This is a genomic window from Bacteroides oleiciplenus YIT 12058, from assembly GCF_000315485.1.
In the GTDB taxonomy this organism is placed as follows: Bacteria; Bacteroidota; Bacteroidia; order Bacteroidales; family Bacteroidaceae; genus Bacteroides; species Bacteroides oleiciplenus.
The window spans coordinates 229,115-243,521 of sequence record NZ_JH992943.1 but is presented as its reverse complement, the minus strand read 5'-3'; the positions used below and the strand labels follow the sequence as shown (position 1 = coordinate 243,521).

Here is a 14,407-nt window from a genome sequence, read left to right as displayed (position 1 = left end):
ATGCGCAGATTAATAACACTCTTTTTCTTAATTTTCGTCCTGTCTGGGATGGCTATAGCCCAACAGATGTCGGATGATCAAGTTATTCAATACGTAAAAGAAGCAAATAAAAGTGGAAAATCGCAGAAACAGATTTCTACAGAGTTGTTACGTAGGGGAGTGACTAAAGAACAGGTTACCAGGATACAGCAGAAATATTCAGGAAATAGTTCTATTAGTAAATCCAGTGATGTGTCTACGCAACTGCGCCAACGTACTCTTGTTGATGGCAGAGCTCCTCGGGGAGGAACTTCTGAATTATCTGAGCTAGATTTGGCTGGTGAAACTTTTGAACTGAAACCAGATAGTGCTATTACTACAAAAATTAGTGCTCCTCAAATCTTTGGTCATGATTTATTTACTAACAGAAACTTGACATTTGAGCCTAGTATTAATTTGGCTACTCCGGTAAATTATCGTTTAGGACCTGGTGATGAGGTTATTATTGATATCTGGGGGGCTTCAGAGAATACAATCCGTCAAAGCATTTCACCGGAAGGTACTATCCTTGTCAGTGGCTTGGGACCTGTTCAGTTGAGTGGAATGACAGTAAAGGATGCTAATGCATATTTGCAACGTGAGTTTTCGAAAATATATTCTGGAATATCCGGCAATGAACCTAACTCTCAAATAAAATTAACCTTAGGAGATATTCGAACTATACAGATTAATATAATGGGTGAGGTAGTTGTTCCGGGAACTTATACATTATCTTCATTCTCTTCTGTATTCCATGCTTTGTATCGTGCTGGTGGTGTTAATAAAATAGGTAGCTTGCGTAGCATTAAGGTAATTCGCGATGGCAAGACGGTTGCCGATCTGGATGTATATGACTACTTGATGAAAGGTAAGATGAAGGATGATATACGCCTTCAAGAAGGTGATGTGATTATAGTTAATCCTTATGAATCTTTGGTGCGAATTACTGGTAAGGTAAAACGTCCTATGTTCTATGAAATGAAACCAACTGAGACAGTGGCTACTATCTTGGATTATTCAGGTGGTTTTACCGGAGATGCCTATAAGAAAGCAGTCCGTATAATACGTAAGAGTGGGCGTGAACATCAGGTGTATAATGTTGATGAGATGGACTATTCTGTTTTCCGTTTGGATGATGGGGATTCAATCTCTGTAGATGGTGTTTTGAAGCGTTTTGAAAATCGTGTGGAAATTCGTGGTGCTGTTTACCGTTCCGGTTTATATGAATTGAGTGGTACGGTAAATACAGTGAAACAATTAATAAAGAGAGCTGAAGGTGTGAGAGGTGATGCTTTCCTGAATCGCGTGCTTTTGGATCGTGAACATGAAGATTTATCTCATGAGATTATTGCGATTGATTTGGCTGGTATGATGAAAGGAACTGTTGCTGATATTCCTTTGCAGAAAAATGATATTCTGTATATACCAAGTATCAATGATTTGAAAGAAGAAGAGACTATATCTATCCATGGTGAAGTAGCAAATCCAGGTACATTCCTTTTCTCAAATAAGATGACTATTGAAGACTTGCTCATTCAGGCTGGTGGATTACTGGAAGCAGCAGCGACGACAAAGGTAGATGTAACCCGTCGCATAAAAGATCCCAAGAGTACCTCTTTCAGCAGTGTTTTGGGAAAAACGTTCTCTTTTGATGTTAAAGATGGTTTGGTAGTCGGGGGAGAAGATAATTTCTATTTGGAACCATTTGATGAAGTATATGTTCGTAAAAGTCCTGCGTATCGTAAACAACAGAACGTAGTTGTTGCAGGTGAAGTTCTTTTTGGCGGTAATTATGCTTTAATAAAAAAGAATGAGCGCTTATCTGATTTGGTCTCAAAAGCTGGTGGAGTAACTCCTGATGCTTATGTGAAAGGGGCGCGTTTGATTCGTAGAATGACAGAGGAAGAACAACGCCGCCAGGCAGATGCTGTCCGAATGGCACGGATGGGAGAGGGTAAAGACTCTATTTCTGTTGAAAAATTGAATATATCAGATACCTATACTGTAGGTATTGATCTGGGAAAAGCTATATCTAATCCGGGCAGTGATTTTGATTTAGTCCTACGTGAAGGAGATATTTTATTTATTCCTGAGTATATAAATACTGTGAAAATTAGTGGAGCCGTTATGTATCCTAACACTGTCTTGTATAAGAAAGGTGAAAGCTTGCGTTATTATATAAATCAGGCAGGTGGTTATGGAAATATGGCTAAGAAGAAGAAAGCTTATGTTGTATATATGAATGGTACAGTATCTCGTCTGAAAGCTCGGGATAGAAAGGCTATAGAGCCAGGATGCGAAATTATAGTTCCGAGTAAAGAAGAAAAGAAACGGATGAGTACAGCTGAAATATTGGGTATGGGTAGTACAACTGCTTCCATTGCTGCTATGATTGCAACCATGGTTAACCTCTTTAAGTAAATAGAAGTTATGAGTGAAGAAAACAAACCGAATACAACTCCTCAACAGCCTGAAGAGCAGGAAATTGATTTGATTGAACTTGCTCAGAAGGTATGGGCAAGTAGAAAACTGGTTTTTAAAGCATGTGGGTATGCTGTACTGGTAGGGCTGATTGTGGCATTCAGTATCCCGAAAGAATACTCAACAAGTGTAACTCTGGCACCAGAAACTGGAAGTAAGTCAGGCGGTGGTAGTATGGGGGCACTGGCGGCTATGGCAGGTATTAATTTAGGAACTTCCAGTGGTGAAGATGCGCTTTCACCAGAACTTTATCCTGATATTGTGAGTTCTACTCCTTTTTTAATTGAGCTCTTTGATGTAAAAGTGAAAGATCAAAAAGATAAGATTGATACTACTCTTTATGCATATTTGGATAAGTATCAACGTGGACCTTGGTGGGGCGCTATCACTTCGGCTCCTTTTAAGGCATTAGGTTGGGTGATTTCTTTATTTAAGGATGAAGGAGAAGAAGGAGTGTCTGCAAAAGTAGATCCATTCAGACTTACTAGAGATGAAGCTGCAATTGCGGATGCATTGAGTAAACGTATTTCAGTTTCAGTTGATAAGAAAACAGGGGTTACGACTTTGTCTGTTACAATGCAGGATCCGCTGATTTCTGCTTCATTGACGGATACGGTGATGCGTTGTTTGCAGAACTATATTACAGATTATCGAACAAATAAAGCGCGCCATGATTTAGCTTTTACAGAGAAACTTTATAAAGAAGCTAAAGATAATTATACTACTGCACAAGCTAAATATGCATCTTTTGTAGATGCTAACCAAAATATTATTTTGTTAAGTTATCGTGCAGAACAGGAGCGCTTGCAAAATGAAATGAATTTGGCATATAATGTATATACTCAAGTTGCCCAACAGTTACAGATGGCTAAAGCTAAGGTGCAAGAAATTACTCCGGTATACACAGTTGTGCAACCGGCATCGGTTCCCTTGCGTCCTGCAAAACCAAATAAAATTATGATTTTGATTGGTTTTATTTTCTTAGCTGGAGTAGGTAGTGTAGGTTGGATTTTATTTGTTAAGGATTTATTGAAAGGATGGAAAAAGCAAACAACAATATGATGATGGATGAAAATGCGCGTTGCTGGTATGTTCTATATACAGCACCAAGATTAGAACGTAAATTGATGCGGTATTTGAATGTTGCCGGATATAAGACTTATTGTCCTATGCAAACAGTTTATGTGAATTGGAATGGAAAAACAAAGGAACTTATTGTGCCTTTTTTCTCCGGTTGTGTTTTTGTAGAAGGGGATTTGAAAGCTATGGCTTCTGTTGTGGCTTCTCAAAAAGCAGCTTTCTTAGTGAATGCTGACGGTAAAGAGCTTTCTATTGTGTCGGATAAGGCAAATCTTCCTGGGAAGTTTGCTCAATTATTGAAATGGTGATGAAGCTGATTTCCGAAGAACTATTGGACGGTGTTACTCATGAGGCGCAAGAGAGTCCTCGTCTGCGTATGAATTATAATTTTCATGAGTCATTGGATGCGCCTATCCATCGTTTGCTTAATGCGTTAGAGCCGGGAACTTATCTTCCGCCTCATCGCCATAGAGATAAGGAAGAAACTTATGTTGTGTTACGCGGAAGTCTGTTGGCATTTTTTTATGATGACTTGGGTAATGTGACTGAAAAAGTAAATTTGAGTCCGTCAGCCGGAGTTTACGGTCTGGAAATACCTTCTGGTACCTGGCATAGTATTATCGCTTTGGAATCAGGTACTGTAATTTTTGAAATAAAAAGTGGCCCTTATCGGCCACTTCCTCTTGAAGATATTGCACCTTGGGCGCCTGCACCTTCCGACTTGGAAAGTGCAGCTGTGTATATGAAACGGATGTTGGAGGTTTGATTTTAATTAGCACCTTCAAACATTCGGCTTCGCGCTAACATGCATGCACCTACAATGCCGGCCTTATCTCTTAATTTAGAAGTTGTAATGGCTGAATCCTTATTTACGAGGTTCAGGGAATATTTTCGTACTGCTGTTTTTATGGGTTGAGTGATGTAGTCTCCGGTCAAAGACAATGTTCCTCCGATGATGACTAATTCAGGATTAAAGATATTTATAAGTCCTGCTATTTGTTTGCCTAGCTTCTGACCGATTTCTTCTACAATTTCAATACATAGTAGGTCTTCCTTATTCACTGCAGCTATAATCTCATCTAGTGTTAGTGGATTTTCCATATTTATACGGTTGGATAGAATGGAATTCTCTCCTTTAAGTATGCGTTCTAATAAAATGCGATGTAGTGCCGATCCGGAAGCTTCTGTTTCCAAGCAACCTTTCTTGCCACAATGGCAAATAATTTCATTATCGAATGTGTTCACATGGCCGAATTCTCCTGAGAATCCCGATTTTCCTTTATAGATTTTTCCATCGATAATGATTCCTATTCCTAATCCCCAGCTGACATTTACAAAGATGATATCTTTCTCTCCCTTTACGCATCCTTGCATATATTCTCCATAAGTCATTGCTCGGGTATCATTATCAATGGTCACAGTATAGTCTAATTTTTCACTTAATACATCTGCAAGCGGGCGCTCCTCAAAGTTGAATTGGCTGAAACTATATCCAGATTCAGGATTTACCCGGCCTGATACATTTACATTGATGTTTAATATTTTTTCGGTATCAATGGTAAGTTTCTTAATGAAGTCAAGAATAAGGTTACAGAGCTCATTCATCCCCTCCAGGGAATTTTCAAAGATATATGGAATATCCATCTTAAGTTCTACCATATCCCCTTTAAAATTGATTAATCCGATATTTATTGAAAACTTTTTTATATCTACTCCAATAAAGTATCCGGATTGAGGGTTTAAGCCATATAAATGTGGATGGCGTCCTCCACTTGTTTCTAACTTTCCATAATCATTAATATAACCTTCCTCAAACATTTCGCCAATTAATTTTGTGACTGTGGGAATACTCAAATCTAACTCTTTTGAAAGATCAGGGATTGTAGAACTACCATTATATATATAATAGGTAATAATCCTTTTTTTTATGAGGGCATTTTTAGACCCCATTTCTATTTCTTTTAGGAATTGCTGATACATATCTCTTTGTTAATTTCATTATTGACTACAAATATAATTAATATTTTTATTAAATTCAATCTTTCTGGATGAAAAAGAATATTATTTCTTCTTTTATTTTAGCTTATAATCACTATATCATTCTTTTTTTCTTTCTTCTCCTTTTATATTTAGTTCATGTTTCTTCTGTTTTCATCTTTATTATTGGTTAATAATATGGTGCTATATAATTAAATGCAAAGAATTATATGATTTTGATAATAAAATTATTTATTATCTATTGTTTATTTAATAAATATATCTATATTTGCATCGTGTTATAATGGTAGTAACCTTAATTATAATAAAGGTTAAACTTAGTATTCGATAGGTTAACATATATATTATATAAAAGAAAAGCTATGAAAACAAGTAGTCGCAGGGATTTTTTTAAAAGGGCCGCACTGATGGGAGCTTCTGCTTTGGTGGCTCCTGGATTGCTGGCAACGGAAGAGAGAGAAAATACCTTGTCCTCCCCGGCAACCAAGAATGGTCCAGATGCCAATAGATTTATTATTCCTAAGGATAATGGGTTGAAGATTACGGGAACTTTCTTAGATGAAATCTCTCATGATATTCCTCATCAGAATTGGGGTGAAAAAGAGTGGGAGCAGGATTTTCGTCATATGAAAAGCATTGGAATTGATACTGTTATCATGATTCGTTCCGGTTATCGTAAATTTATGACCTATCCTTCTAAATATTTGCTTGGTAAAGGATGTTATATGCCGTCTATTGATTTGGTCGATATGTATCTTCGTTTGGCAGAGAAGTATCAGATGAAGTTTTACTTTGGTTTATATGATTCTGGTAAATATTGGGATACGGGTGATTTATCTTGTGAAGTCGAAGATAATAAATATGTGATTGATGAAGTCTGGAACTTGTATGGCGAAAAATATAAAAGTTTTGGTGGATGGTATATAAGTGGTGAGATTAGCCGTAAAACGAAAGGTGCCATTGATGCTTTCCGTGCGATGGGAAAACAGTGTAAAGATGTGTCCGGCGGTTTGCCGACTTTCATATCTCCTTGGATTGATGGCAAGAAAGCTGTAATGGGAACAGGTCAATTAACCAAAGAAGATGCTGTTTCTGTTCAGGAGCATGAAAAAGAATGGAATGAAATATTTGATGGAATTCATGAAGTTGTTGATGCCTGTGCTTTTCAGGATGGACACATTGATTATGATGAATTGGATGCTTTTTTCACTGTTAATAAAAAGCTGGCAGATAAATATGGAATGAAATGTTGGACAAATGCAGAAACATTTGATCGTGATATGCCGATTAACTTTTTGCCGATAAAGTTCGATAAACTCCGAATGAAGTTAGAGGCAGCTACAAGAGCTGGATATGATAAAGCTATAACTTTTGAATTTTCTCACTTTATGAGTCCGCAATCTGCATATCTGCAAGCAGGGCATCTGTATAATAGATATAAAGAATACTTTAATATAAAATAGAAATGAAGTCGACAATTAATTTAGGCTATTTAGTTTTCCTTTCAGTAGTGGCGGCCTTGGGCGGTTTCTTATTCGGATATGATACTGCTGTTATTTCCGGTACTATTGCTCAAGTAACAGAACAGTTTCGACTGGATGCCTTACAACAAGGATGGTATGTAGGGTGTGCATTGGTCGGATCTATTATCGGAGTACTTTTTGCAGGTATTTTGAGTGATAAGTTCGGACGAAAATCTACTATGATCCTTTCAGCTATTTTATTTTCCACATCTGCCATTGGTTGTGCTGTATGTATGGACTTTAATCAATTGGTGGTCTATCGGATTATAGGTGGTGTCGGAATAGGAGTCGTTTCTATCATTTCTCCACTTTATATTTCAGAAGTAGCTGTGGCACAATATCGTGGACGTTTAGTTTCCTTGTATCAGTTGGCGGTTACAATTGGATTTTTAGGTGCTTATCTTGTGAATTATCAGCTTCTGGGATATTCCACAAGTAATCCCGATGTTACTACAGGATGGTGGAGCCTGATATTTGTAACAGAAGTGTGGAGAGGAATGTTAGGTATGGAAACACTACCTGCCATACTGTTCTTTATTATTATCTTTTTTATTCCTGAAAGTCCTCGCTGGCTAATCTTGAAAGGGAGGGAAGAAAAGGCTACGGATATTCTCGAAAGAATATATGTTTCTTCCAAAGAAGCTTTATTTCAATTGACAGAGACTAAATCTGTAATAACTTCTGAGTCCAAGTCTGAATGGCGCCTCTTATTGCAACCCGGTATTAGGAAAGCTGTTATTATAGGTGTATGTATAGCCATGCTGGGACAGTTTATGGGAGTGAATGCGGTTTTGTACTATGGACCAGCTATTTTTGAGAATGCTGGTTTATCCGGAGGTGATTCTTTATTTTATCAAGTTTTGGTAGGTTTGGTGAATACATTGACTACTATATTGGCTCTCGTTATTATTGATAAGGTAGGTCGCAAGAAGTTGGTTTATTATGGTGTGTCTGGTATGGTAGTTTCTTTAATACTAATTGCGACTTACTTTATCTATGGCGAATCTTGGGGAATTTCCAGTATTTTCCTTCTGGTCTTTTTCCTCTTCTATGTATTTTGTTGTGCCGTGTCTATATGTGCTGTGGTATTTGTGCTTCTTTCTGAAATGTACCCGACCCGGGTACGAGGACTCGCCATGTCCATTGCCGGCTTTGCTTTGTGGATAGGTACATACCTGATTGGACAGTTAACCCCCTGGATGCTCCAGAATCTTACCCCCGCCGGAACATTCCTGCTGTTTGCAATCATGTGTGTACCTTATATGCTGATTGTTTGGAAACTTGTTCCTGAAACAACTGGAAAGTCTTTGGAAGAGATTGAGCGTTACTGGATGACAACTAAAAATTGACCTTAATATTATATAGAATGAAGATTAGAAATTTTTTATTGAGCGGCTGTCTTATTACGGCATTATGCTCGTGTGGTACTTCTCAAAAAGAGAACCTAAACCTCACCTTATCGAAAGATGTACTATTTGATAAAGTAAAAGGTGCTTGGGCTGGGCAAATCTTAGGATGTACTTATGGTGGTCCAACTGAGTTTCAGTATTTATCTACCATAATTCCTGATTCTGTACTTATACCGTGGGGAAATGGTGAAATAAAGAAATGGTTTGATGGTGGTGGTGGGCTTTATGATGATGTTTACGTAGATCTGACATTTGTAGAGACCTTTGAAAGGTGTGGATTGGATGCTCCGGTCGATTCTTTTGCAGCCGCATTCTTGGCTAAAGAATATCCGTTGTGTCATGCAAACCAGCAGGCTCGTTATAACCTGTTACAAGGCTTGCCTCCCCATGCCAGTGGATATTGGAAAAATAATCCTCATGCCAATTGTCTGGATTTCCAGATAGAAGCTGATTTTGCAGGTATTATGTCTCCTGGTATGGTGAACAGTGCAGTGGGAATTTGTGACCGTGTTGGGCATATCATGGCATACGGAGATGGATGGTATGGTGGTGTATATGTAGCAGCGATGTATTCTTTGGCTTATGTGAGTGATGACATCGAGTATATCGTGACAGAAGGATTGAAAGTTATTCCCCGGGAAAGCCGTTTTCATGCGTGTATGACTGATGTTATCAACTGGCATAAACAATATCCGACTAATTGGAAAAAGTGTTGGGAAGAGATTGAGAAAAAGTGGGGAACCAACGATATAGCTTGTCCCGATGGTGTTGAGGTACCTTTTAACATTGAAACTTATGTAAATGGAGCCTATATCATTTTGGGATTGCTTTACGGACAGGGCGACTTTGAAAAGACAATTGATATTTCTACACGTGCAGGACAAGATTCCGACTGTAATCCGGCTTCTTCCGGAGGTATTTTGGGAACCATGCTTGGCTATAATCGTCTTCCGGAGAAATATAAGGCGGAAATGGTAATTGTTGAAGATATGCCTTTCAATAATACTGTGAGCTTTAATAAAGGTTCTGAGTTGAGTTATGGACATGCTTTACAAATGATAGAAAAAGAAGGTGGGAAGATTTCTGGAAGTGAAGTAAAGATCAATTTCCAAAAGCCGGTTCCTGCAAAATTGGAAATTAGTTTTGAAGGTTTGAAACTCGATAAGAGAGTGGTTGTGGATAATTGGATTGCCAATTTCCCGCCAATAGAATTTGAAGGAACAGGAGCTGTAATCAAAGGAGAACTTAAAGGTGAAAATGTTCCCGAAGAATATGTTGCTGAATTAGAAGTTTACTTCAATGATAAATTGATAGAAGTGTGCAAGCTTCCATTGAAGTATAATCACCGTAAACATGAATTGTTCTTCAATTATGTGCAACCTTACGATAAATATACGGTGACTTGCAAATGGATAAATCCTGTAAAAGGTGCTGACATTTGGGTAAGAGATGTCATCACCTACACGACAGATAAATAATTAAAAAAAATATGAGGAGACTGGTTTAGATGCATGCCGGATAAAAAACGTTTCCAGTCTCCTGTCTAAAAAACTAATGAAGATGATGGATTTTAAGAAATTAGCGAATCAGTACAAGGATGAACTCTTGAATAATGTTCTTCCTTTCTGGTTGGAGCACTCCCAGGACCATGAATATGGTGGATATTTTACTTGCTTGGACCGAAAAGGGAATGTCTTTGACACAGATAAATTTGTTTGGCTACAAGGTCGGGAAGTGTGGTTGTTTTCAATGCTTTACAATAAGGTGGAGAAACGTCAGGAATGGCTGGACTGTGCTATTCAGGGAGGTGAGTTCCTGAAAAAGTATGGTCATGATGGAAATTATAATTGGTATTTTTCTTTGGATCGCACAGGCCGTCCATTGGTTGACCCTTATAATATTTTCTCATATACTTTTGCCACCATGGCATTTGGACAACTAAGTCTGGCTACTGGAAATCAGGAGTATGCGGATATAGCTAAGAAGACTTTTGATATTGTCTTATCGAAAGTGGATAATCCTAAAGGAAAATGGAATAAGCTTCATCCGGCTACACGTAATTTGAAGAATTTTGCCTTGCCGATGATACTATGTAATCTGGCTATGGAAATAGAGCATTTGCTGGATAAGGGTTGTCTGGAAAAGACGATGGAAGTATGTATTCATGAAGTTATGGAAGTTTTCTATCGTCCGGAACTTGGAGGCATTATTGTAGAGAATGTTCTGGCAAATGGAGAACTTTCCGATTCTTTCGAAGGACGCCAGGTTACTCCGGGGCATGATATTGAGGCTATGTGGTTCATTATGGACCTTGGAACTCGTTTGAACCGTCCGGACCTGATCGAAAAAGCAAAGAACATTACTTTGAGAATGATTGATTATGGTTGGGACAAAGAATTTGGTGGCCTCTACTATTTTATGGATCGTAAAGGCTATCCACCCCAACAACTAGAATGGGACCAGAAATTGTGGTGGGTTCATATAGAAACCCTGATTTCATTGCTTAAAGGTTATCAACTGACCGGAGATAAGCAATGTCATGACTGGTTTGAAAAGGTACATGAATACACATGGAGCCATTTCAAAGATGAAGAATACCCGGAATGGTATGGTTATCTGAATAGGAGAGGTGAAGTGCTATTGCCTCTGAAGGGTGGAAAGTGGAAAGGCTGTTTCCATGTTCCGAGAGGGCTTTACCAATGCTGGCAAATATTAGAAGATATAACTAAGAACGTATGAAATGAGAATACAATTCCTAATTTTAAATTTTAGTAATATGAAAAACAAGTATCTTTGTTTGCTATTTTTATTATTCTCTTTGCTGAGTATGAGTGCACATGCTCAAATTAAGGTAGAGGGTAATGTGTTTGATGAGAATGACATTCCATTGATTGGCGTATCCGTTGTAACCGAAGGAGGAAAGACGGGGGCTATTACTGATGTAAACGGTCATTTCTCGATTATGGTACCTAATGCTAATACGCATTTGACTTTCTCTTATGTGGGCTATATCACTCAGAAGTTGCCACTGAAAGGAAAAAAACTTCTGAAAGTGATAATGAAGGAAGATGCCAATTTGTTGGATGAAGTTGTGGTAGTGGGATACGGTACACAGAAGAAAATAAATGTGACCGGTGCTATTGCGCAAGTTGATAACAAAGAATTGAAGATGGCGCCAAGCGGAAGCCTTTCCGGTATGCTGGCCGGCCGTTTGCCCGGTTTGATTTCCAAACAGAGCAGCGGACAGCCAGGAGCCGATGGTGCTAACTTGTACATCCGTGGTAATGGTGCTGGAGATGGCAGTCCATTGATTGTTATTGATGGCGTTATTACTGATTACTTTCCATCATTTTCTCCTGACGAAGTAGAATCTATTACTATTTTGAAAGATGCGACTGCTGCTGCTGTTTATGGTGTGCGTGCTGCTGCTGGTGTAATTCTTATTACGACGAAGCGTGGTGCTGTCCAAAAGCCTACCGTAACGTATAACGGATCGCTTACATTGAGTCAGAATACTGATTTTCCGAAATTCCTGAATGGACCGGATTATGCCTATTGGTATAATAAGGCTCAGCTTTTGGACGGAGTTGCGGAGGAAAACCTGAGATTCTCACCTGAAGAAATAGACCGCATTACTAACCCGGGAGAAAATGAGCACATCTATGGAAATACAGACTGGTTTGATTTGTTATTCCGTAATACAGCTCCTACCTATACAAACAATGTTTCTGTTTCTGGTGGTACGGAAAAAATTAAGTTCTTTGCTTCGGTTGGTGCATACAATCAGGAAGGTATCATTAAACGTACTTCTTATGATAAGTATAATTTCCGTTCCAACATGGATGCAAAGATTACTGATAATTTTGATTTGTCTCTTGACTTATCGGGTTATGTTTCTGAGCAAGATGAGCCAGGGGCTTCTGCAGGGGTAGGTTCTTATGCTTCTATTTTCCAGCAAGCGTTGTTATCATATCCTTACTTGAAGCCTTATACGGCTGATGGAATGCCTATAGCCAGTATAAATACGGCTGGTAATGGAAATAACAACCCTATTGCAGCACGAGATTTGTCTGGTAATAATAACGTAAAGAAGACATATTTCCAGGGTAATATTGCCATGAAGTATCAGTTACCTTTTGTGAAAGGATTATCTGTTAAGTTGAATGCTTCTTATTTGAAGAATTATACTATGCAGAAGAAGTACTTTTTAACTTATGATGTGTACGGTTGGAATCAGACTACTCGGCAAGGTAATGTGGAAACGGGTAGAATTGCTAATAAAGTTTCTTTGAATCAGTGGTTTACAGAAAGTGAAGGTTATACAATTCAACCCGCTCTTGAGTACTCAAACAAATTTGGTAAGCATGCCGTATCCGGATTATTCTTGTATGAATTTTCTAGAACAGACGAGTCCAGTATGTCTGCCGGCAGAACGGATTTTCCTATAACTGATATCATGGATTTAAACTATGGACTTGAGGTGAATAAAGATTTGGTGAAAGGCGGACACAGTCAGGCTAAACGTGCCGGTTATGTAATTCGTTTGAACTATTCTTATGATGATAAATATTTGTTAGAGTTCACCAGTAGAATTGATGCTTCTACAGCACTTCCCAAGAAGTACAGATGGGGTATATTCCCAGGTGTTTCGGTAGGATGGAGACTTTCTCAGGAGGATTTCTTTAAAGAAGCCGTTCCTTTTATGGAAAATCTGAAGATTCGCGCATCTGTAGGGCGTTTGGGTAGCGATCGTGCCATTAGCAATACGATGACTTATTTCTCTACAGCCAGTTTATCAGCTGACCCGACAGTATTATTCGGTACCAGTCCTCAGAAATATTTGGGATTGAGTAGTCCGGTAAATCCTCTTTTGAAGTGGCAGTTGACTGATACTTATAATATTGGTATCGAATCCAGCATGTGGAATGGTTTGTTAGGCGTTGAATTGGACGTGTTCTATATGAAGACTACCCGTTCATTGGAGTCGCAATCAGCCAACTTCCCACCTTCATTGGGATCTTACTATCCAACATATATCAATTATGGTTCTCATGATAACCGTGGTTTTGAGCTCGTATTATCTCATAATAATCAGATAAGAGATTTTACTTATCGCGTAAGAGGTAATCTTTCTTGGGCTCGTAACAAAGTGTTGAAAATGACGGAAGATGCCAATGTGCCTGATTATAAACGTGCTACTGGTGGCTCAATGGGAAGATACTGGGGATTTGTTGCAGATGGTTTATTCCAATCGGAAGAAGAAATAGCCCATAGCGCTGTTTTCGGTCCGACGTTGCCCGGTGATATCAAACTGAAGGATATTAATGGCGATGGTAAGATTACCTGGGATCAGGATATGGTTCCAATTGGTCGTAGCAATACACCGGAAATGATGTTTGGTTTGAATCTAGGTGCTGAATGGAAAGGTTTTGATTTTAATATGCTGTTGCAAGGTGCCGCTCTGTTTGATGTAAATTTATGCGGTTTGTATAGTAGTGGAATTCGTGATGATACATTCTATACACGTCCTTTCTATGCTGATGGAAATACTCCTTATTATTTAGTGGAAGGTGCTTGGCGTCCGGATCATACCGATGCTAAATATCCTCGTTTAGGAATCGATTCGAGATCAAATGGTGGAAAATTCTCTTCCTGGTGGGTAGTAGACGGTTCTTATGTACGTCTGAAATCTATTCAGTTGGGATATACCATACCAAAGAAATGGAGTAAAAAGGCTGGCTTTGAAAGAATTCGTGCTTATGTGGCTGGTGGTAATCTGTTTACTTTATCCCATCTGGAGCACATGGACCCTGAAATGCCAAGTGTAAATCAGGGATACTATCCTCAACAGCGTACGTATGAATTTGGATTAAATGTAACTTTCTAAAAAACTAATAC

The 14,407-nt window shown here is 38.6% G+C and carries 10 protein-coding genes; 9 read left to right on the top strand and 1 reads right to left on the bottom strand.

Annotated features, from left to right (window positions below; all coding sequences use genetic code 11):
* Genes HMPREF9447_RS17450 through HMPREF9447_RS17435 form a run of 4 tightly spaced genes read left to right on the top strand, consistent with a single transcriptional unit; the run spans position 1 to position 4,345 of the window.
* Positions 1-2,439 (top strand): SLBB domain-containing protein, encoded by a 2,439-nt coding sequence (locus HMPREF9447_RS17450; RefSeq protein WP_009131083.1) that lies wholly within the window; start codon positions 1-3, stop codon positions 2,437-2,439.
* A 9-nt stretch (positions 2,440-2,448) separates the two neighbouring features.
* Complete coding sequence (locus HMPREF9447_RS17445) at positions 2,449-3,561, top strand: GNVR domain-containing protein (protein WP_009131082.1); 1,113 nt, start codon at positions 2,449-2,451, stop codon at positions 3,559-3,561.
* Complete coding sequence (locus tag HMPREF9447_RS17440) at positions 3,537-3,887, top strand: UpxY family transcription antiterminator (RefSeq protein WP_044138336.1); 351 nt, start codon at positions 3,537-3,539, stop codon at positions 3,885-3,887. The genes HMPREF9447_RS17445 and HMPREF9447_RS17440 overlap by 25 nt, the downstream gene beginning before the upstream one ends.
* A complete protein-coding gene (locus HMPREF9447_RS17435) occupies positions 3,887-4,345 on the top strand; it encodes a WbuC family cupin fold metalloprotein (protein WP_009131080.1) in 459 nt (152 codons plus the stop codon). The genes HMPREF9447_RS17440 and HMPREF9447_RS17435 overlap by 1 nt, the downstream gene beginning before the upstream one ends.
* Before the next feature lie 2 nt (positions 4,346-4,347).
* Here the strand turns inward: HMPREF9447_RS17435 and HMPREF9447_RS17430 are convergent, their stop codons facing one another.
* Positions 4,348-5,559 (bottom strand): ROK family transcriptional regulator, encoded by a 1,212-nt coding sequence (locus HMPREF9447_RS17430; RefSeq protein ID WP_009131079.1) that lies wholly within the window; start codon positions 5,557-5,559, stop codon positions 4,348-4,350.
* Positions 5,560-5,939: 380 nt separating this feature from the next.
* On the opposite strand from HMPREF9447_RS17430, the gene HMPREF9447_RS17425 reads away from it, so the two are divergent.
* The 5 genes from HMPREF9447_RS17425 to HMPREF9447_RS17405 all read left to right on the top strand — a co-directional run bounded on the left by HMPREF9447_RS17425 (position 5,940) and on the right by HMPREF9447_RS17405 (position 14,396).
* Positions 5,940-7,040 (top strand): DUF4434 domain-containing protein, encoded by a 1,101-nt coding sequence (locus HMPREF9447_RS17425; protein WP_009131077.1) that lies wholly within the window; start codon positions 5,940-5,942, stop codon positions 7,038-7,040.
* 2 nt (positions 7,041-7,042) lie between these two features.
* Positions 7,043-8,449, top strand: coding sequence for a sugar porter family MFS transporter (locus HMPREF9447_RS17420; RefSeq protein ID WP_009131076.1), 1,407 nt, complete (start codon positions 7,043-7,045; stop codon positions 8,447-8,449).
* Between the two features lie 17 nt (positions 8,450-8,466).
* On the top strand, positions 8,467-9,987 hold the full coding sequence (locus HMPREF9447_RS17415; RefSeq protein WP_009131075.1) for an ADP-ribosylglycohydrolase family protein: 1,521 nt from the start codon (positions 8,467-8,469) through the stop codon (positions 9,985-9,987).
* 85 nt (positions 9,988-10,072) lie between these two features.
* Positions 10,073-11,248, top strand: a complete 1,176-nt coding sequence (locus HMPREF9447_RS17410) for an AGE family epimerase/isomerase (protein WP_044138427.1) — start codon at positions 10,073-10,075, stop codon at positions 11,246-11,248.
* Positions 11,249-11,285: 37 nt separating this feature from the next.
* Positions 11,286-14,396 carry a SusC/RagA family TonB-linked outer membrane protein gene (locus HMPREF9447_RS17405; protein ID WP_009131073.1) on the top strand — a complete coding sequence of 1,037 codons (3,111 nt, stop codon included), beginning with the start codon at positions 11,286-11,288 and terminating at the stop codon, positions 14,394-14,396.
* Positions 14,397-14,407 lie beyond the last annotated feature (11 nt).